Here is a 19,387-nt window from a genome sequence, read left to right as displayed (position 1 = left end):
GAACCGAGAGCCACGAGCGCATGACCGACTCGACAGTGCTGTCAGTGGACGACCTCACCGTGACGATCGGCACCCGCCGCGGCCCGGCCCGTGCGGTGGCCGGGGTGTCCTGGCAGGTGCGGCAGGGGGAGACGTTCGCGCTGGTCGGCGAGTCGGGCAGCGGCAAGAGCATGACCCTGCTCGCCGCCACCGGTCTCGCCCCGCGCGCCGCCACCGTCACCGGCCGGGTCCGGCTGCTCGACACCGAGCTGACCGCGCTGCCCGACGAGCGTCGGCGCAAGGTACGCGGCCGGCACGTCGGGTTCGTCTTCCAGGACCCGATGACCTCGCTCAACCCGGTGCTGCCGGTGGGCCGGCAGGTCACCGAGGCGGCCGAGGAGCACCTCGGGCTGACCCGCCGCGCCGCCCGCGACCGGGCGGTGGAGTTGCTGGAGCTGGTGGGCATCCCGTCGGCGGCGCGGCGCGTCGACGCGTACCCGCACCAGTTCTCCGGCGGCATGCGCCAGCGCGTCGCCATCGCCATGGCGCTGGCCTGCGAGCCGGATCTGCTGATCGCCGACGAGCCGACCACGGCGCTGGACGTCACCACGCAGGCGCAGATCATCGAACTGGTCGCCGACCTCCAGGCCCGGCTCGGCACCGCGGTCGTCTGGGTCACCCACGACCTGGGCGTGGTGGCGGGCATCGCCGACACCGTGGCGGTCATGTACGGGGGACGGATCGTCGAGCAGGGCCCCGTCGACGCGGTGTTCGACACGCCCACCCACCCGTACACCCGGGCGCTGCTGGCGGCCCGGCCGGACCCGTCGCGGCGCGGCGAGGACCTGGTCGCCATCCCCGGTTCGCCGCCGAGCCCGCTGGACCTGCCGCCCGGCTGCGCGTTCTGGCCGCGCTGCCCGGTCCGTGCCGATCCCCGCTGCGAGCACGAACTTCCCCCGCTGACCCCGGTCGGCGAGGGGCACACGGTCCGCACCTTCTACAGTGGAGAGACCGGATGAACGCCGACACCCCGGACGTGGTGGCCGAGCTGGACGACCTGAAGGTGCACTTCCCGACCCCGGCGGGAACGGTCCGCGCGGTGGACGGCGTCAGCCTCGCCGTACGCCGAGGGGAGACGCTCGGGCTGGTCGGCGAGTCGGGAAGCGGCAAGTCCACTGCAGGTCTGGCGCTGCTGCGGCTGGTCGACCCGACCGCCGGCCGGGTCCGGGTGGCGGGCGAGGACGTGACCCGCTGGTCCCGCCGGCGCCTGCGCGCGACGCGCCGCCACGTGGCGATGGTCTTCCAGGACCCGCAGGCGTCGCTGGACCCGCGCCGCACGGTCGGCGACAGCATCGCCGAGCCGCTGTTCGTGCACCGGCTCGCCAGGTCCGCCGCCGCCCGCAAGGCCCGGGTCGCGGAGCTGCTGGACCTGGTCGGCCTGCGCGCCGACACCGCCGGCCGGTACCCGCACGAGCTGTCCGGCGGCCAGCGCCAGCGGGTCGGCGTGGCCCGCGCGCTGGCCGGGGAACCGGACCTGATCGTCCTGGACGAGCCGATCGCCTCGCTCGACCTGAGCGTCCAGGCGCAGATCATGAACCTGCTCCGGCACCTGCAACGCGACCTCGGGCTGACCTACCTGTTCATCGCGCACGACCTGGCCGCCGTCGAGCACATGAGCGACCGGATCGCGGTGATGTACCTGGGCCGCATCGTCGAGACCGGCCCGCCCGAGCGGATCTACCAGCACCCGGCGCACCCCTACACGGCGGCGCTGCTGTCGGCGGTGCCGGTGGCCGACCCCCGCGTCGAGCGGGAGCGCCGCCGCATCGTGCTCACCGGCGACATCCCCAGCCCGGTGGACCCGCCCAGCGGTTGCCGCTTCCGTACCCGCTGCCCGCAGGCCCGCCCCGCGTGCGCCGAGACCGACCCGGTGCCGGCCGAGGTGGGCCCGGGTCACCACGCGGCGTGCCTGTTCCCGCTCGACGGCGAGCGCGACGGCGGCCTGGGGGAGGACGGCGCGACGACGCGCGCCGACGCCGGCACGTCGTAGGCTCGCGCCCATGGCGTTCACCACCCGGCCGACGCTGCGCGGCACGTTCGGCATGGTCTCCTCCACGCACTGGCTGGCCAGCCAGTCGGCGATGGGTGTGCTGGAACGCGGCGGCAACGCCTTCGACGCCGCGGTGGCCGCCGGTTTCGTGCTGCACGTCGTGGAGCCGCACCTCAACGGCCCGGCCGGTGAGGTGCCGGCGATCCTCGCCACCGCGACCGACCCCACACCGCGGGTGCTGTGCGGCCAGGGCCCGGCTCCGGCCGCCGCCACCGGCGCGCACTTCCGGTCGCTCGGCCTGGACCTCGTCCCCGGTGCCGGACCGCTCGCCGCCGTGGTGCCGGGCGCCGTCGACGCCTGGCTGTTGCTGCTGCGTGACCACGGCACCCGCACGCTCGCCGAGGTGCTGGAACCGGCGATCGGCTACGCCGCCGCCGGCCACCCGCTCGTCGGCGCGGCCGGGCAGACCGTCGCGCGGGTCCGGTCGCTGTTCACCGGCCACTGGCCGACCTCCGCGCGTCTCTGGCTCCGCGACGGCCGCCCGCCCGCGCCGGGGGAGATGGTCACCAACCCGGCGTACGCGGACACGCTGCGCCGCCTCGTCGACGCGGGACGGGCCGCCGGTGCGGACCGGGAGGCGCAGATCGAGGCGGCCCGGCGCGCCTGGCGGGAGGGTTTCGTCGCCGAGGCGATCGACGCGTTCAGCCGGCTGCCGTTTCGCGACTCCAGCGGGCGCGCGCACGCCGGGCTGGTCACCGGCGACGACCTGGCCGGATGGTCGGCCACCTGGGAGGCGCCGGTCACGCTGGACTGGCACGGGCACACGATCGCCAAGACCGGCTTCTGGGGCCAGGGTCCGGTGCTGCTCCAGACGCTCTCCATTCTGGACGCGCTCGACGACCCGGCCGTCCACGACCCGTCGAGCCTGGAGGGCATCCACGCGCAGGCCGAGGCGCTGAAGCTCGCGTTCGCCGACCGGGAGGCGTGGTACGGCGACACCGCCGTGCCGGGTTCCGCGCTGCTGTCGGCCGACTACGCCCGCTCGCGGGCCGCGCTGATCGGCGACAGCGCGGACACGACGCTGCGTCCCGGCAGCCCGGCGGGTGAGCCGCCCCGGCTCCCGTCCCACCTGCGCACCGACGCGGGTCGCGGGGCCGTCCCGCGGGATCCGAGCACCGGCGAACCCACGGTACGGGCGGACGGCGTGACCCGCGGCGACACCTGCCACGTCGACGTGGTGGACCGGTGGGGCAACATCATCTCCGCGACGCCCAGCGGCGGCTGGCTGCAGAGCTCACCCGCCATCCCGGAGCTGGGGTTCCCGCTCGGCAGCCGGTTGCAGATGTGCTGGCTGGAGGAGGGGCTCGCCTCGACGCTGCGGCCGGGCCGGCGTCCGCGTACCACGCTCAGCCCGACGCTCGTGCTCCGCGACGGCGAGCCGGTGATGGCGTGCGGGACGCCCGGTGGCGACCAGCAGGACCAGTGGCAGCTGCTGTTCCTGCTGCGGCACCTGGCCGGCGGGCAGGAGTTGCAGGAGGCGATCGACGCCCCGATGTGGCACACCACGAGCCTGCCCGCGTCGTTCTATCCGCGCGAGGTCGAGCCGGGCGTGCTGGTGCTGGAGGACCGGATCGACGCGGATGTGCTGGCGGGCCTGCGCGCCAGGGGCCACACCGTGCGCCTGTCCGGCCCGTGGAGCCTGGGCCGCATGTGCGCCGTGACACGCGACCCGCGCACCGGAGTGCTCTCCGCCGCGGCGAACCCCCGAGGCGCCCAGGGCTACGCCGCAGGCCGCTGACCCTCCCGGTCAGGTGTCGATGCGGGTGATGTTGCGGATCTTGTTGGCGGCGTCCAGGGCGGCCACCTTGTACGCCTCGGCCAGCGTCGGGTAGTTGAAGACGGCGTCCAGCAGGTAGTCGACGGTGCCGCCGCAGCCCATCACGGCCTGCCCGATGTGGACGATCTCGGTGGCACCGGTGCCGAAGACGTGCACCCCGAGCAGCCGCCCGTCCTCGGGTGAGACGAGCAGCTTCAGCATCCCGTAGGAGTCGCCGACGATCTGCCCCCGGGCCAGTTCCCGGTAGCGGGCGATGCCCACCTCGAACGGTACTGACGCCTCGGTCAGTTCCTCCTCGGTCTTCCCGACGAAGCTGATCTCCGGAATCGTGTAGATGCCGATCGGTTGCAGGTCCGACATGCCGCGCGCCGGTTCGCCGCAGGCGTGCTGGGCGGCCAGCCGGCCCTGTTCCATCGAGGTGGACGCCAGCGCGGGGAAGCCGATCACGTCGCCGACGGCGTAGATGTTGTCGACGGCGGTGCGGTAGTCGGCGTCCACGGTGATCCGGCCCCGGTGGTCGGCGGTGAGCCCGGCCGCCTCCAGCGCGAGGTCGTCGGTCTGCCCCTGCCGCCCGGCCGAGTACATCACCGTGTCCGCGACGATCTTCTTGCCGCTGCGCAGGACGCAGAGCGCGGCGCTGCGGTGCTTCTCCACGGAGGCCACCTCCTCACCGAAGCGGAAGGTCACCGACAGGTCCCGCAGGTGGTACTTCAGGGACTCGACGATCTCCTCGTCGCAGAAGTCGAGCATCCGGGGGCGTCGCTCGACCACCGTCACCTTGGTGCCGAGCGCGGCGAACAGGGACGCGTACTCCATGCCGATCACCCCGGCCCCGACCACGACCATGCTGCCCGGGACGGCCTGAAGGTTGATGACGCCGTCGGAGTCGACGATCGTGCGGTCGTCGAAGTCGACGCTGTCCGGGCGGGCCGGGCGGGTGCCGGCGGCGATGACGGCCTTGTCGAAGCTGACCCGGGTCTCCCGGCCGGAGCCGGCGTCCACCCAGACGGAGTGGGCGTCGGCGAACCGGCCGGTGCCGGTGATCAGCGAGATCTTGTTGCGGGCCAGCTGGTTGCGGATGACGTCGGTCTGCCGGGTGATCACGTGCTGGGTGCGGGCGGCCAGGTCGGCGACGGTGATCTCCTCCTTGACCCGGTAGCTGCTGCCGTAGAGGTCGCGCTGGCTCAGCCCGGTCAGGTAGAGGACCGCCTCACGCAACGTCTTGGAGGGCACGGTGCCGGTGTTTATGCACACTCCGCCGAGCATGTCGCGGCGGTCCACGATCGCCACCCGGCGGCCCAGCTTCGCCGCGGCGATCGCCGCCTTCTGTCCACTCGGTCCGGAGCCCAGCACCAGCAGGTCGTAGTCATACACGAGCGCCAGCCTCGCAGGGTCTCGCAACCTGTGCCAGCCGGGACGCCCCCACGAAGATCGATTACTGCCGTAGGGTGCGCTGGTGCGCCGCCCCATAACCCTGATCATGATCCTCGGACCGCTGCTCGTCGCCGGGTGCACCACCGCTCCCGCCGCCCCGGCCGCGACCCCCTCCGCCTCCACCCCGCCGAGCCCGACCGCGCCCGCCGTCGACTACGCCGCCTGGCAGGCGGGGCGGTCGACGCCGGTCGCCGACCCGGTCTATCCGGCCCGGGGCACCGACGCGCTGGACGTCCTGCACTACGACCTCGCGCTGGAGTGGGCGCCGTCGACCACCACCCTCACCGGCACCGCCACGCTGCGGATCCGGCCGGTGAAGGACGCGCCGGACCTGGTCCTCGACTTCATGCCCTACCAGCTCGACAGCGTCACGCTGGACGGCGCGACGGTTCCCGGCGCGGTGGCCAAGGAGAAGCTGACCGTCTCCGCCCCGGTGGCGGCGGACAAGCCGGTGACCCTGGTGGTCACCTACCACGGCCGGCCGAAGACGACCCCGATGCCGTCGCACCGCAAGGACACCGAAGCCCTGGGTCTCACCGTCAGCAAAGAGGGCGGCCTCTGGACCATGCAGGAGCCGTTCGGGGCGTTCACCTGGTACCCGGCGAACGACCAGCCCTCTGACGAGGCCCTCTACGACATCCGGGTGACAGTGCCGGCGGGCTGGTCCGCGATCGCCGGCGGCACGCCCGCCGGTCAGTCCGGCACCACGTTCAGCTACCGCAGCACCGACCCGGTCGCGACCTACCTGACCACGCTCGCGGTGGGGAGGTACCAGAAGCTGACCGTGGCGGGGCCGCGCGGAGTGCCGCTGACCTACTGGTACCGCAAGGGCACCGACGACAAGCTGCTGCCGTACCTGAAGAAGTCCCCGCAGTACCTGACCTGGCTGGAGAAGAAGTTCGGCCCGTACCCGTTCCCCTCCGGCGGCGTCGTGGTGGTGGACTCGGCGTCGGGCATGGAGACCCAGCAGATGATCACGATGGGCCGGAAGATCGAGAACACCGCGGCCCGCCGGGACCGCTGGGGCAGCGACCTGATGCACGAGTACGCCCACCAGTGGTTCGGCAACTCGGTCACGCCCACCACCTGGCGGGACCTGTGGCTGAACGAGGGCTGGGCGACGTACATCCAGGACCTGCACACCAAGGAGAGGATGAAGCTCAGCGAGGCCAGCCTGGACCGGTACCTGCGCGAGGGTGACGCCGCCCTGCGCAAGAAGCTGGGCCCGCCCGGCCGGCCCGACCCGAAGCGGTTCGCCGAGGGGAACGTCTACCTGTGCCCGGCGGCGATGCTGCGCGAGATCCACCGGACGCTCGGCGACAAGGCGTTCTTCGCGCTGGCCCGCGCCTGGGTCCAGGAGCAGCGCAACACGCCGCAGGACCGGGCCTCGTTCATCGCCTTCGTCAACAAGCAGACCGGCCGGGACTTCACCGCGCTGATCAACGCCTGGCTGGACTCCCCGACCACCCCGAAGAAGATGACCCCGAAGAAGATCGGCTGACGCATCGCGGGGCCCCACCCGTCCGGCGGGGCCCCGCGCCGCGTCTCAGCGGCCCTGCAACGCGCGGACGTTGTCGCCGAACGTCCAGCCCTTCGACCCGTCCCAGTTGACCGACCAGGTCATCAGGCCCTTCAGCCGCCCCTGGTAGGTGTTCCACGCCTGGGCCACCAGCGCCGGGCTCATGTAGCCGCCGCCGGCGCCGACCTGCGCGGGCAGCCCGGGGACCTGCCGGTCCAGCGGGACGCGGACGGTGGTGCCCTGGATGACCAGGCCGGCGTCGAGGCAGTTGGTCTGCGCGACGAAACCGGCCACCGTGCCGGCCGGGTACGAGTCACCGGCGCAGCCGTACATCGAGCCGTTGTAGTACTGCATGTTCAGCCACCACAGCCGCCCGTTGTCGGCGTACTTCTTGACGATCGGCAGGTACGCGCCCCAGATCGAGCCGTAGGTGACGCTGCCGCCGGTGACGTACGCGGTCTCCGGCGCCATGGTGAGCCCGAAGCCGGCCGGCATCTGGGCCAGCACCCCGTCGATGATCCGGATCAGGTTGGCCTGCGAGGGGGAGAGCTGGTTGATGTTGCCGCTGCCGGTCAGGCCGGTCTCGATGTCGATGTCGATGCCGTCGAAGTTGTGCCGTTTGAGGATCGGCACGACTGTGGCGACGAACCGGTCGGCGACAGCGCTGGAGCTGAGGTCGATGCCGGCGGTGGCGCCGCCGATGGACAGCAGCACGGTGAGCCCGGCGGCCTTGGCCTGGCACACCTGCGCCGGGGTGGGCACCTTGACGCCGGCGTCCATGCCGTCCTCCCAGAGCACGGTGCCGTCGGCGCGGATGACCGGGAACGCGGCGGTCACCACGTTGTAGCCGTGCCCGGTGATCCGGGAGTCGGTGACCGGGATCCACCCGAGCCCGGGGTGTACGCCGTTGGCGGCACCGTCCCAGTTCTCCCAGTAGCCCTGGAGCACCTTCCCGGACGGCCGGGACCGCAACGCACAGGTGTCCCCGCCGGGCGTGGTCGGGCTGGACGACACGGTCGGCGTGGGCGATGGCGGCCGGGTGGGGGAGGCGGACGGAGAGGCGGAGGGCGTGGGCGATGGCGGCCGGGTGGTGGGGCTCGGCGACGGCGTGCCACCGGTGCAGGCGCCGAGGTCGGTCCAGAGCGCCGGTACGGCGGCCGGGGTCCAGCCCGCGCCGGCCGGCGGGGTGTGCGTGACGAGCGCCTGGTAGAGCCGGCCGGCATAGGTGGCCCGGCTGCCGGCGGTCCAGGTGACGCCCTCGGCCCAGACCGGCGCGTCACACGCGACGAGCGCGCCCACGGCGCCGGTCGGTGTGGCGGCGGTGGCGGGCAGGGCGGCGGCGGTGGCGGCGAGCAGCGCGACGCCACCGAGCAGAGCGGTCATCCCACGTCGAAGTCGCATGACATACCTCCTCATCGATGCGCCGGAGGTTATCAGTTAACTTTGTTAAGTGTAAATGCGGCGTACCCTGTCACCACCCCGCTCAGGGCGTGAAGCAGGAACGAAAGCCGCCCTCGGGCGGCCGGGAAGGACGGCGGCGGACGTGGACGCCAGACGCACCACGGTGCGCGACATGCGCCGGGCCAACCGCTCGGTCCTGCTCACCCGGATCTGGCTGGACGGCCCGCTCAGCCGGCACGAGCTGGGCCAGTCCACAGCGCTCAGCCTGGCCAGCGTCAGCAACCTGGTCGGCGAGATGATCAACGAGGGCCTGGTCGAGGAGGCCGGCTCGGTCGAGTCCGACGGCGGCCGTCCCCGCGTCCTGCTGCGCGTCGCGCCCGGCTACGGCTACCTGGTCGGCGCCGACGTCGGCGAGACCCGCGTCCAGGTGGAGCTGTTCGACCTGAGCATGACCGCGCTGGCCAAGGCCGAGTACCCGATCGACGCCGCCGACCCGGACCCCGAGCGGGTCGCCGGGCACCTGCGGCACGGCCTCGCGGCCGTCACCGAGCAGGCCGGCGTCGACCCGGCCGCGGTGCTCGGCTTCGGCGTCGCCGTCGCCGGCACCGTCGAGCGCGCCGCCGACGCCGTGGTGCACGCCCAGACGCTCGGCTGGGACGGCGTGCCGCTCGGCGCGATGCTGCGCGCCGGCACCGACGTGCCGGTGCACGTGGACAACGGCGCGAAGACGCTCGGCCAGGCCGAGATGTGGTTCGGCGCAGGCCGCGGCGTCCGGCACGCGGTGGTCGCCCTGGTCGGCTCCGGCGTCGGCGCGAGCGTGGTCGCCGACGGCGTCGGCTACCGCGGCGCGCACAGCAGCGCCGGGGAGTGGGGCCACACCACCATCGTGTACGGGGGCCGCCGCTGCCGCTGCGGCAACCTCGGCTGCCTGGAGGCGTACGTCGGGGCGGAGGCGGTGCTGGACCGGTTCCGCCAGGCCAACCGGGGCCGCCCGGCGCCGGGCGCGGACGAGGAGACCGCCTTCGGCGAGCTGCTGCGCTCCACCGGCCGCACCGCCGCGACGGTGATCGACGAGACGGTCGGCTACCTGGGCGCGGGGGTGGCGAACCTGGTGAACCTGTTCAACCCGGAGCGGGTGGTGCTCGGCGGCTGGGCCGGACTGGCCCTGGGCGAGCGGCACCTGCCCGCCATCCGCGAGGCCACCGCGCGGCACGCGCTGCGCCAGCCGTACGCGCAGACCTCGATCGAGCTGTGCCGGCTCGGCCCGGACGCGGTCGCGATGGGCGCGGCCACCCTGCCGATGACCCGGCTGCTGCGCGACGGCGGCGTGCCCCGCGACCCGGCCGCCCGCCCGGGCCCGGCGTGGGGGCCGGGCCGCCGTCACTGACCTGACCGGCCCTGCCCCCACGCCGGACGACGTCAGCGCTGCCCGCGTACCCGCCGGACGGTGTCGCGGTACCAGAGCGCGCTGCGCTTGGGGGTGCGGCGCTGGGTGTCGTAGTCGACCCGGACGATGCCGAACCGCTTGTCGTAGCCGTACGCCCATTCGAAGTTGTCCAGCAGCGACCAGGCGAAGTAGCCGCGCACGTCGGCGCCGGCCGCCCGGGCCCGGGCCACCGCCCGCAGGTGCTCGGTGAGGTAGCCGACCCGGTCGTCGTCGGCGACGAACCCGTCAGCGTCCGGCTCGTCGTCGAACGCGGCGCCGTTCTCGGTGATCACCATGGGCACGCCCGGGTAGTCGCGGTGCAGCCGCACCAGCAGGTCGGTGAAGGACTCCGGCACGATCTCCCAGTCCATCGCGGTACGCGGCAGGTCACGGCGGACCACCCGGCGTACCGGCCTGCCGTCGTCGTCGCGGTCCCGGCCCCGCTCGTCCACGCCGGAGTGCAGCTGCCCGAAGTAGTAGTTGACCCCCAGCACGTCGATCGGGGTGGCGATGACGTCCAGGTCGCCGTCCTGGACCGGAATCTCCACCCCCTCGGCGGCCAGGTCGGCGATCACGTCCTGCGGGTACGCCCCGCGCAGCACCGGGTCGAGGTAGAGCCGGTTGCCCAGCCCGTCGGCGGCCCGCGCCGCGTCCCGGTCGGCGGCGCTGTCGGTGGCCGGGTCGGCGGTGGCCAGGTTGAGCGTCAGGCCCAGCTCGATCGGGGACCGGGCCGCCTCGCGCAGCCGCCGCGTCGCCAGCCCGTGCCCGAGCAGCAGGTGGTGCGCCGCGGCGATACCGTCGCCCAGGTTCCGCCGGCCCGGGGCGTGGTCGCCGTAGGCGTACCCGAGCATGGCCGAGCACCACGGCTCGTTCAGCGTGGTCCAGGTGCGGACCCGGTCGCCGAGCGCGGCGAAGACCAGCTCCGCGTAGTCGGCGAACCGGTGGGCGGTGTCCCGGTTCGGCCAGCCGCCCGCGTCCTCCAGCTCCTGCGGCAGGTCCCAGTGGTAGAGCGTCACCCACGGCTCGACGTCGCGGCCGAGCAGCTCGTCCACCAGCCGGTCGTAGAAGGCGAGCCCGGCCACGTTGGCCGGACCGCGCCCGCCCGGCTGCACCCGGGGCCAGGCCACCGAGAACCGGTACGTGTCCAGCCCCAGGTCGGCGATGAGCGCGACGTCCTGCGGCATCCGGTGGTAGTGGTCGCAGGCCACGTCGCCGTGGTCGCCGTTCGCCACCGCGCCGGGCACCCGGCAGAAGGTGTCCCAGATGGACGGCGTCCGGCCGTCTTCGGCCACCGCGCCCTCGATCTGGTACGACGACGTCGCCACCCCCCACCGGAAGGTCGGCGGCAGCGTGTCGATCGGGTCCGTACCGGCGGCCGGCGACGGGCGGGTGAGGTCGGTGTCCATGGTTCTCCTCGCGGGTAGCGGGTGGTGGTGTCGGGCGGGTCAGCGGGACACGGGCGCGACTGCCGGGTGCAGCCGGCACGCGACGGCCCGCGCCGGGTCGTCGACGCGCGGCGCGCCGAGCACCGGCACCTGCTCGTCGCACCCGTCGAACGCCTTCGGGCAGCGGGGGTGGAACGCGCAGCCGGACGGCATGGCGCGCAGGTCCGGCGGGGAGCCGGGGATGCCGGTCAGCTCGCGGCGCGGCCCGTGCAGCGCCGGGAACGAGTGCAGCAACCCCTCGGTGTACGGATGCAGCGGCTCCCGGTACAGCCGTGCGGCGGGCGCCTCCTCGACGATCCGGCCGCCGTACATGATCGCGATCCGGTCGGAGAACTCGACCAGCAGCGACAGGTCGTGGGTGATGAACAGCACCGCGAAGCCGAGGCGGTCGCGCAGCTCGGCGAGCTGGCCGAGGATCTGCCGCTGCATCACCACGTCCAGCGCGGTGGTCGGCTCGTCCATGATGACCACCTGCGGCTCCAGCGCCAGCGCCATCGCGATCATGACGCGTTGCCGCATGCCGCCGGAGAGCTGGTGCGGGTAGCTGTCCAGCCGGTCGGCGGAGATGCCGACCAGGCGCAGCAGCTCCTTCGCCCGGGCGAGCCGGCCCGTCGCCGTGCTCTTGGGGTCGTGCGCCCGGATCACGTCGAGCAGCTGGGTGGAGACCTTGTGCACCGGGTTCAGCGAGTTCATCGCGCCCTGGAACACGATCGACGCCTCCGCCCAGCGGAACTCGCGCAGCTGCGCCGGGCTGAGCGTGAGCACGTCGACGGGCGGGCCGTCCGCCGGGTGGTAGATCACCTGACCGCCGCTGACCACGCCGGGCGGGGGCAGCAGCCGGGTCAGCCCGTAGGCGAGCGTGGACTTGCCGCTGCCGCTCTCTCCGGCCAGGCCGAGCACCTCGCCGCGGTGCAGCGTCAGGTCGACGTCGCGGACCGCGCGGACCGCTTCCGCGCCGACGCCGTAGTCGACGCACAGCCTGCGGATCTCCAGCACCTGGTCGCTCATGCGCGCGTCCCTCTCTCGTCGGCGTCGGCGGGCGGCCCGTCGGTGCCCCGCGCCCGCATCGGCACCGTGGCGGTGACCGGCGCGAGCACCGGGGTGAACCCGACCCGCATGCGGACGGCCCGACCGTCGGCGGTACGGATCCGGGTGCGGCCGCCGGTGCGCAGCCGCGGGCTGACGAACTCGTCGATGCCGAAGTTGATCAGCGCGAGGGCGGTGCCGAGCAGCGCGATGGCCAGCCCGGCCGGCACGAACCACCACCAGGCGCCCTGCGCCAGGGCCTGCTGTCCCTGGGCCCAGAACAGGATCGTGCCCCAGTTCCACGACGTCATCGACGAGACGCCGATGAACGCCAGGGTGATCTCCGACATCACCGCGAAGATGACGGTGCCGACGAAGCCGGAGGCGATGATCGCGGTCAGGTTGGGCAGGATCTCGAACCCGATGATCCGCCAGGTCCGTTCGCCGGTGGCGCGCGCGGCCTCCACGTAGTCACGGCGGCGCAACGACAGCGTCTGGGCGCGCAGCACCCGGGCGCCCCACGCCCACGACGTGAGGCCGATGATGAGCGCCACGAGCATGTCGCTCGCCTGGTCGACGAGGGACGTGACGATGATGATCAGCGGCAGCGCCGGGATCACCAGGAACACGTTCGACACCGCCGACAGGCCCTCGTCGGCGGCGCCGCCCAGGTAGCCGGCGGTCACGCCGATCAGGATCGACAGGATCGTGGCGAGCACGCCGGCGGTCAGGCCCACCACCATCACGCTGCGCGCGCCGACCAGGATCTGACTGAAGATGTCCTGCCCGAGGTGGGTGGTGCCGAACCAGTGCCGGGCCGAGGGCGCCTGGAGCACGTCGGCGCTGCGCGCGTCCGGGTCGTACGGCGCTATCCACGGCCCGATCACCGCCAGGAGCACGTACACCCCGAGGACGGCGAGGCCGGTCGCGGCCTTGCCGTTGGCGACGAAGCGGAACCGGCGGCGGCGGGCCCGGGCCGCGGGCTGCGCCATCGCGCCCTGGCCGGGGATGACCTGCTCGATGCTGGACGGGGAGAGTGTCATCGTTCAGCTCTTTCGGGTCCGTGGGTCGAGGAGCAGGTACGCCACGTCGGCGAGCAGGTTCGCCACCAGCACCGAGATCGTGATGATCAGGAAGATGCCCTGCATGAGCGGGTAGTCCTTCGCGCCGACGGCCTGGAAGAGCTGGAACCCCAGGCCGGGGTACGAGAAGACGATCTCCACGAGCAGCGTGCCGCCGACGATGAAACCGAGCGACAGCGCGAACCCGGACACGTTCGGCAGCAGCGCGTTGCGGGCGGCGTAGCTGAGCGCCACCCGGCGCTCGGACAGCCCCTTGGCGTGCGCCACGGTGATGTAGTCCTCGCTGGCGACGGTCACCATCATGTTGCGCATGCTGAGGATCCAGCCGCTCATCGACGACACCAGGATGGTCGCCGCCGGCAGGATGCTGTGCTGGATCGCGCTCGGCACGAAGTACGCGTCGAACGCGGGCACCAGCCCCGGCTCGTAGCCGCCCGAGGAGGGGAAGAAGCTACCCGGACCGGCGAACAGGGCGATCGCGACCAGTCCGAGCCAGAAGTACGGGATCGAGGACAGGAACGTGGTGGCCGGCAGCAGCCCGTCGATCCACGAGCCGCGCCGCCAGCCGGCGCCGACGCCGAGCGCGGTGCCGAGCAGGAAGCTGACGATCGTGGTGACGCCGACCAGGCCGACCGTCCACGGCAGGCTGTCGCCGATCACCTGCGACACCGGGGCGGGGAAGAACGTGAACGACAGCCCGAGGTCGCCGCGCAGGAGCTGCCCCCAGTAGGCGACGTACTGCTCCCACAGCGAACTGTCGGAGTCCAGCCCGAACAGCACCCGCAGCGACGCGACCGCGTCGGCGCTGATCCGGCCCTGGTTGCGGGAGATCAGCGACTGCACCGGGTCGCCCGGGACCATCCGCGGGATGAAGAAGTTGAGCGTGATCGCCGCCCAGGCGGTGAACAGGTAGAAGGCCACCCGTTGCAGCAGGAACCTCACCGGGCCGCCTCCGTTCCCGCCGCCGTCACGCCGTTGGCCCGCGCGGCCGCCACCGTGTCCGCGTCGTACAGCCAGCAGGCGGCCCAGTGGCCGGGCGCGTCGTCGACCGGGATCGGCGATGGCAGGTCGGTGGCGCAGCGCGGCATCGCCGCCGGGCAGCGCGGGTGGAAACGGCAGCCGGCCGGCGGGCGGATCAGGCTGGGCGGCTCGCCGTGGCCCCGCTCGCCCGCCGCCGCGCCGTCGCCGCCCGCGCCGGTGATCCGCTCCGGGTCCGGCGCCGATTCGATGAGCAACCGGGTGTACGGGTGGGCCGGCCGCTGGGTGACAGTCTCGCTGTCGCCGCCCTCGACCATCCGCCCGGCGTACATGACGATCGTCTCGTCGGCGAAGTAGCGGGCCGAGGCGATGTCGTGGGTGATGTAGAGGATGGCCAGGTCGAGCCGGTCCTTGAGGTCCTGGAGGAGGTTGAGCACGCCGAGGCGGATCGACACGTCGAGCATGGACACCGGCTCGTCGGCGAGCAGCACCTCGGGGTCGGCGCCGAGCGCCCGCGCGATCGCGACGCGCTGGCGCTGCCCGCCGGACAGCTCGTGCGGGAACGCGTCGAGGTAGCGCTCCGGCGGGGTGAGCGCGACCCGGGTCAGCAGGTCGGCCAGCGCCTTCTCCAGCCCGTCCGGCCCGGTACCGGCGTTGCCGTGGACGCGCAGCGACCGGGTCAGGTGGTAGCGGACCGTGTGCACCGGGTTCAGCGAGGCGAACGGGTCCTGGAGGATCAGCTGCACCCGGCGTACGTACGCCCGGAACCGTCGCCCGCCGCGTACCCGGGTCGATTCGCCGTGCAGCCGGATGTCGCCGCCGGTGCGCGGATAGAGCTGGGCCAGCAGCCGGGCGACAGTGGACTTGCCGGAGCCGGACTCGCCGACCAGCGCTGTCACCCGTCCCCGGCGCAACGCGATCGATACGTCGTCGACGGCGTGCACCACCGCCGGGGTGCGGGAGAGGAGGTCACGCAGCCGCCGGCGGACGGGGAAGTGCTTGGTCAGGCCGACGGCCTCCAGCACCACCTCGTCGGTCGGCGCCGGTGCGCTCTCGGTCAACGTCATGCCGCATTCCTGTCTGGGGTTGCCGGTAGCGAGGGGTGGGCGCCGCCGGCCCGGCCGCGCGATCGTGGCCGGACCGGCGGCACCGGGTCAGCCGGCGGCCGGCTTGAGGTGCAGCACCACGTCGACCGCGTTGGGCTGGGTGGGCTGGAGCGCGCCGTACGGGTTCGAGTCGTCCGGCCAGCCGGTCCAGTTCTTCGTGCTGTACGCGCCGCCGATGTTGTCCGCGCCGACCGGGATCATCGGCACCTGCTCGACGAAGATCTTCTGCAGGGTCGCCAGCGCGGTGGTACGGGTGGCGTCGTCGGTGGCGTTGGCGTACGACACCAGCGCGTCGGTGGCATCCTTGCTCTGGAACCGGCCGAAGTTGCCCGCCGGGGAGGCGGTGCCGACCGGCTTGAGCACACGGCCGTCCATGACGGTCCGGTAGATGTCGTACGGCGTGGCGCCGGACTCGGTCCACCGGAACGTGGCCTCGAAGTTGCCCTGCTCGACGTTGCGGAACCAGGCGTCCTGGTTGGCCTTGTCGATCGTCGCCGCGATGCCGATCTTCGCCAGGTTGCCCTTCACGATCTCCAGGCTGGTCTGGTAGTCGGACCAGCCGGCCGGGTCGGTCAGCCGGATCGTGACGGCCTTGCCGCTCTTGTCCTTGAGCGTGTTGCCGTCCAGCTTGTAGCCCGCGCCGGTGAGCAGCGCCTTGGCACCCTCGACGTCGACCTTGTGCTCCTGGCCCTTGTACTCGGGCGCGATGAACGAGTCACCGGCCGGGCTGGGCAGACCGGTCACGCTCTTGACCTCGGGGTGGAAGTAGCCGGCCTCGGCGGTGGTGAAGATGTCCGCCCGGTCGACGACCATGTTCATCGCCTTGCGCAGCGTCGGGTCGTCGAACGGCTTCTTCGTGGTGTTCAGGTAGAGGCCGTGGATGCCCAGCACCGGCGGCGCCCACATCTTGTGGTTCTTCTGGTCCTTGGCCACGAACACGGTCTGGTAGTTCGGGATGAAGACGAAGCTCCACTCCGACTCGCCGTTCGCCAGCGCGGTGGTCTGCGCGCTGTTGTCCGTGTAGGACGTGTACCGCAGCTCCTTGACCTTCGGCGGGTCCTGCCAGTAGCCGCTGTCGCGTACGGAGAGCGTCGTGGTCGCCGGGGTGAACGACTTCAGCGTGTACGGGCCGCTGCCGACCGGCTGCTTCACCGGGTCGGTGGCCGGGTCGGCGATCTTCTCCCACAGGTGCTTGGGCACGATCGGCACCCGCCACAGCACCTTCTGCTGGTTGACGAACTGCGGGCTGGACATCGAGATGGTGACCTCGTTGCCGCTGGCCACGGCGTCGGTGTACGGCACACCCTGGTCGTTGAGGGCCGGGAACTTCTTCACCAGGTTGTAGGTGAACGCGACGTCCTCGGCGGTGACCTTCTGCCCGTCCGACCAGGTGGCGTTCTCCCGGATGGTCACCTTGACCGTCTTGTAGTCCGACGACCACTCGGCCTTGGTGGCCAGCCACGGCTTGAACGGCTCGGCCGGCTTGACCGGGTTCCACATCATCAGCGGCTCGTAGATCTGCCACCGGTAGCCCAGCGACGCGGCGGCCGAGGTGGTGAGGAACGGGTTGTTGTTCTCCGCCTGCGGGCCGTTGGGCATGCCGACGTTCAGCACCGTCGCGGCCTGGCCGTTCTTCTTGTTCGCGTTCGGGCTGTCGCCGCAGGCGGCGGCGCCGGTGACCATCGCGCCGGCCAGCGCGAGGGCGAGGAGTTGCCGTCTTCTCATGGAGGTCTCCCTCGGTAATCCCGCATTCCTCGGGCGGGATGTGGTGGATGGAGGGTGTGCGGTGGTGCCACCGGCGGGCGGACCCGCCGGCACGGTCGCCGGGTACGCGGGGTGGGTCAGGTGACGCGGGCGCCCGTCGGCTCCCGTGTGTCCGCCGGGTCCTGTGTGGTCGGGTCGCTCGCGTTCCCGCTCACGCCGGTGGAGTCGCGGGCGGTGAAGCCGGTGGGGATGACGGTCGGGGTGTCAGGTAGCGGGGTGCCGGCGAGGTGGCCGATGAGCAGCCGGGCGGCGGCCGTACCCATCTCCCGCAGGGGTTGGCGCACGGAGCTCAGCGGCGGGTGGGTGTGCCCGGCCAGCGGGAGGTCGTCGAAGCCGACCACCGCCACGTCCTGCGGGACGCGCCGTCCGGCGTTGCGCAGCGCCTGCAACGCCCCGGCGGCCGACAGGTCGTTGTGGGCGAAGACGGCGTCGAACGGTACGCCGTCGGCGAGCAGCCGCCGCACCGCCGCGCGCCCGCACTCGACGGTGAAGTCGCCCTCCACCACCCGTTCCGGCTCGATCTCCAGGCCGGCTTCGGCGTACGCGCCGGCGAACCCGGCGAGCCGCTCCCGGGTGCAGCCGAACCGGCGCAGGCCGGTGACGACGAGCGGCCGTCGTCGCCCGAGCGCCAACAGGTGCGTCGCGGCGGCCCGCGCCCCTGCCTCGTTCGTGGTCCGCACCGACGGGAAGCCCGGCTGGTGGCCCCGGTCGTCGATGAGGATCACCGGCAGGCCGCGGCGGTGCAGTCCGGTGATGTAGTCCAGCGTGCCCTCGGGCTCGACCACGAGCAGGCCGTCGAACGACTTGGCCGACACCTGGGAGGCGAACCGGCGCATCGACTCGTCGCCGTGGGTGCAGGTGAACAGCAGCATGCCGTAGCCGGCCGCCTCGACCACGTCGGCCGCGCCCTGGAGCACCTCGCTCATCCAGGGCCAGGTCAGCGCCGGCACCAGCATGCCGACCACCCGGGTACGCCCCCGGGCCAGCCCGACCGCGCGGGCGCTGGGCACGTACCCGAGGTCGCTGATCACGGCGCGGACCCGGTCGGCGGTGCGCACGTGGACCTCACCCTTGCCGTTGAGGACCCGGGAGACCGTCGTCTTGCTCACCCCGGCGCGGGTGGCCACGTCGGCGATGGTGATCGGCACGTGACGCTCCTGGGTCGCAGGGATGTGCGGGGTGTTTCGGAACCGGTTGCGGAAGCGGTTCCGTGGCAGTCAACCCAAGTGGCGTCGGTCACGTCAATCACAGATGGATAACGATGTATTACTAAGTTCGAGCCTTGAAAAAAGCGCCCGGGCTGGGGGTCTGCCGATCACGGTGATGAGCAGGGTCGATGCCTCGTCGTCGGGCGCGCCGTCGTCCGAAATGGATGCTCAGGCGCGCGCGTACACGTCGCCGGAGTTGGCCTCGTCCGGCAGCGCGCGCAGGTACGCGGCCACCTCGGCCGCGGGGCGCCAGCCCGGCAGCGCGAACCGCATCTCGTCCCCGAGCGCCACTGTGAAACCGGTGAAGCCGAGCGCGGTGAGCCGGTCCAGGCAGCGCGCGGCCAACTCGCGGGCGATGGTGGTGAACTCGAACGACAACGCCGGGACCGGCCGGCTCAGTCCGGCCAGCACGGCGTCCTCGAAGCCCTCCACGTCGATCTTGACGAACGCCGGCACGCCGTACGCGGCCACGAGCGTGTCCAGGGTCGTCCCCGGCACCTCGATCTGCGCGTCCCAGGTCTCGTCCGCCCACCCGGGTGCCCCGACGGCGGCACGCACGAACCCGGGGGAGGCGGTGGAGACGGTCGGGTTTGCCGAGTTCACGTGCAGCCGCACCGCATCGGCGGTACGCCCGCAGGCCGCCTCCACCACTGTCACCGCACCGTCGCCCGCGTAGATCTCGCGCAGCGCCCGGGCGCACAGCGGCTGCGGCTCGACCGCCACCACCGTCGCGCCGAGGCGGCGGAAGCTGCCCAGCCGGTCGCCCACGTGCGCGCCGACGTCGAAGGCCAGGTCACCGGCGCGGACCAGCGGGGCGTAGAACGCGTCCAGGGCGGCGTCGCGTTTCGGATCCCCGTGGTAGAAGTCCAGCGACCGGCGCAGGCCGGCCATCGCCGGGTCCGCCCTGAGCGCCTCGACCACCCCGTCCCGCACCCCTCCGACGCTAGCCAGCGAGCCCGCCCCGCGAGCGTCATTCGTATCCTTGAGGCAAGCACCCCATCCTCCTAGGATGCAGTAGAAGTTGTGGCGTGCCACGCCCGCTGAGCGCGTCATGCGAGCCCGCGATGACAATGCCTGGGAGATCTTGGTACGAAGCGGCCCGCATGGGGGCTGCCCGCATGGGGGCTGCCCG

The 19,387-nt window shown here is 72.7% G+C and carries 15 protein-coding genes; 5 read left to right on the top strand and 10 right to left on the bottom strand.

What is annotated here, in order from left to right; all coding sequences use genetic code 11:
• The first annotated feature begins 20 nt into the window (after positions 1–20).
• Genes ACGFIA_RS23925 through ACGFIA_RS23915 form a run of 3 tightly spaced genes read left to right on the top strand, consistent with a single transcriptional unit; the run spans position 21 to position 3,827 of the window.
• Positions 21–998, top strand: a complete 978-nt coding sequence (locus tag ACGFIA_RS23925; protein ID WP_357384656.1) for an ABC transporter ATP-binding protein — start codon at positions 21–23, stop codon at positions 996–998.
• Entirely contained in the window at positions 995–2,029 is a 1,035-nt protein-coding gene (locus ACGFIA_RS23920) for an oligopeptide/dipeptide ABC transporter ATP-binding protein (RefSeq protein ID WP_357479198.1), read from the top strand. Before ACGFIA_RS23925 ends, ACGFIA_RS23920 begins: the two co-directional genes overlap by 4 nt.
• Positions 2,030–2,039: 10 nt before the next feature.
• Positions 2,040–3,827 (top strand): gamma-glutamyltransferase family protein, encoded by a 1,788-nt coding sequence (locus ACGFIA_RS23915; protein WP_393262141.1) that lies wholly within the window; start codon positions 2,040–2,042, stop codon positions 3,825–3,827.
• A gap of 9 nt (positions 3,828–3,836) precedes the next feature.
• On the opposite strand, the gene sthA is transcribed toward ACGFIA_RS23915, so the two are convergent.
• A complete protein-coding gene (gene sthA, locus ACGFIA_RS23910) occupies positions 3,837–5,240 on the bottom strand; it encodes a Si-specific NAD(P)(+) transhydrogenase (RefSeq protein WP_357384572.1) in 1,404 nt (467 codons plus the stop codon).
• A gap of 82 nt (positions 5,241–5,322) precedes the next feature.
• On the opposite strand from sthA, the gene ACGFIA_RS23905 reads away from it, so the two are divergent.
• Positions 5,323–6,801 carry a M1 family metallopeptidase gene (locus tag ACGFIA_RS23905; RefSeq protein ID WP_357472753.1) on the top strand — a complete coding sequence of 493 codons (1,479 nt, stop codon included), beginning with the start codon at positions 5,323–5,325 and terminating at the stop codon, positions 6,799–6,801.
• Positions 6,802–6,846: 45 nt separating this feature from the next.
• Here ACGFIA_RS23905 and ACGFIA_RS23900 read toward each other — a convergent pair whose 3' ends face one another.
• Positions 6,847–8,220 (bottom strand): glycosyl hydrolase family 18 protein, encoded by a 1,374-nt coding sequence (locus ACGFIA_RS23900; RefSeq protein ID WP_357479192.1) that lies wholly within the window; start codon positions 8,218–8,220, stop codon positions 6,847–6,849.
• Positions 8,221–8,362: 142 nt separating this feature from the next.
• On the opposite strand from ACGFIA_RS23900, the gene ACGFIA_RS23895 reads away from it, so the two are divergent.
• Positions 8,363–9,607 carry an ROK family transcriptional regulator gene (locus tag ACGFIA_RS23895; protein WP_357384578.1) on the top strand — a complete coding sequence of 415 codons (1,245 nt, stop codon included), beginning with the start codon at positions 8,363–8,365 and terminating at the stop codon, positions 9,605–9,607.
• Between the two features lie 32 nt (positions 9,608–9,639).
• On the opposite strand, the gene ACGFIA_RS23890 is transcribed toward ACGFIA_RS23895, so the two are convergent.
• The 8 genes from ACGFIA_RS23890 to ACGFIA_RS23855 form a co-directional block, all read right to left on the bottom strand.
• Positions 9,640–11,052, bottom strand: a complete 1,413-nt coding sequence (locus ACGFIA_RS23890) for a GH1 family beta-glucosidase (RefSeq protein ID WP_357384580.1) — start codon at positions 11,050–11,052, stop codon at positions 9,640–9,642.
• Between the two features lie 39 nt (positions 11,053–11,091).
• Positions 11,092–12,099, bottom strand: a complete 1,008-nt coding sequence (locus tag ACGFIA_RS23885) for an ABC transporter ATP-binding protein (RefSeq protein ID WP_357472744.1) — start codon at positions 12,097–12,099, stop codon at positions 11,092–11,094.
• The gene (locus tag ACGFIA_RS23880) at positions 12,096–13,160 is read right to left on the bottom strand and encodes an ABC transporter permease (protein ID WP_357384584.1); all 1,065 of its coding nucleotides are present in this window, start codon (positions 13,158–13,160) and stop codon (positions 12,096–12,098) included. Before ACGFIA_RS23880 ends, ACGFIA_RS23885 begins: the two co-directional genes overlap by 4 nt.
• Positions 13,161–13,163: 3 nt before the next feature.
• Positions 13,164–14,141 carry an ABC transporter permease gene (locus ACGFIA_RS23875; protein WP_357384586.1) on the bottom strand — a complete coding sequence of 326 codons (978 nt, stop codon included), beginning with the start codon at positions 14,139–14,141 and terminating at the stop codon, positions 13,164–13,166.
• Entirely contained in the window at positions 14,138–15,244 is a 1,107-nt protein-coding gene (locus ACGFIA_RS23870) for an ABC transporter ATP-binding protein (protein WP_357384588.1), read from the bottom strand. The genes ACGFIA_RS23875 and ACGFIA_RS23870 overlap by 4 nt, the downstream gene beginning before the upstream one ends.
• Positions 15,245–15,331: 87 nt before the next feature.
• On the bottom strand, positions 15,332–17,008 hold the full coding sequence (locus ACGFIA_RS23865; RefSeq protein WP_357384590.1) for an ABC transporter substrate-binding protein: 1,677 nt from the start codon (positions 17,006–17,008) through the stop codon (positions 15,332–15,334).
• A gap of 116 nt (positions 17,009–17,124) precedes the next feature.
• Positions 17,125–18,195: a LacI family DNA-binding transcriptional regulator gene (locus ACGFIA_RS23860; RefSeq protein WP_357384591.1), complete on the bottom strand. Its 1,071-nt coding sequence runs from the start codon at positions 18,193–18,195 to the stop codon at positions 17,125–17,127.
• 228 nt (positions 18,196–18,423) lie between these two features.
• Positions 18,424–19,146 (bottom strand): FkbM family methyltransferase, encoded by a 723-nt coding sequence (locus ACGFIA_RS23855; protein ID WP_357472835.1) that lies wholly within the window; start codon positions 19,144–19,146, stop codon positions 18,424–18,426.
• Between the last annotated feature and the right edge of the window lie 241 nt (positions 19,147–19,387).

This window comes from Micromonospora sp. NPDC049203 (assembly GCF_043197215.1).
Lineage (GTDB): Bacteria > Actinomycetota > Actinomycetes > Mycobacteriales > Micromonosporaceae > Micromonospora.
This window is presented reverse-complemented; position numbering and strand designations above follow the sequence as displayed.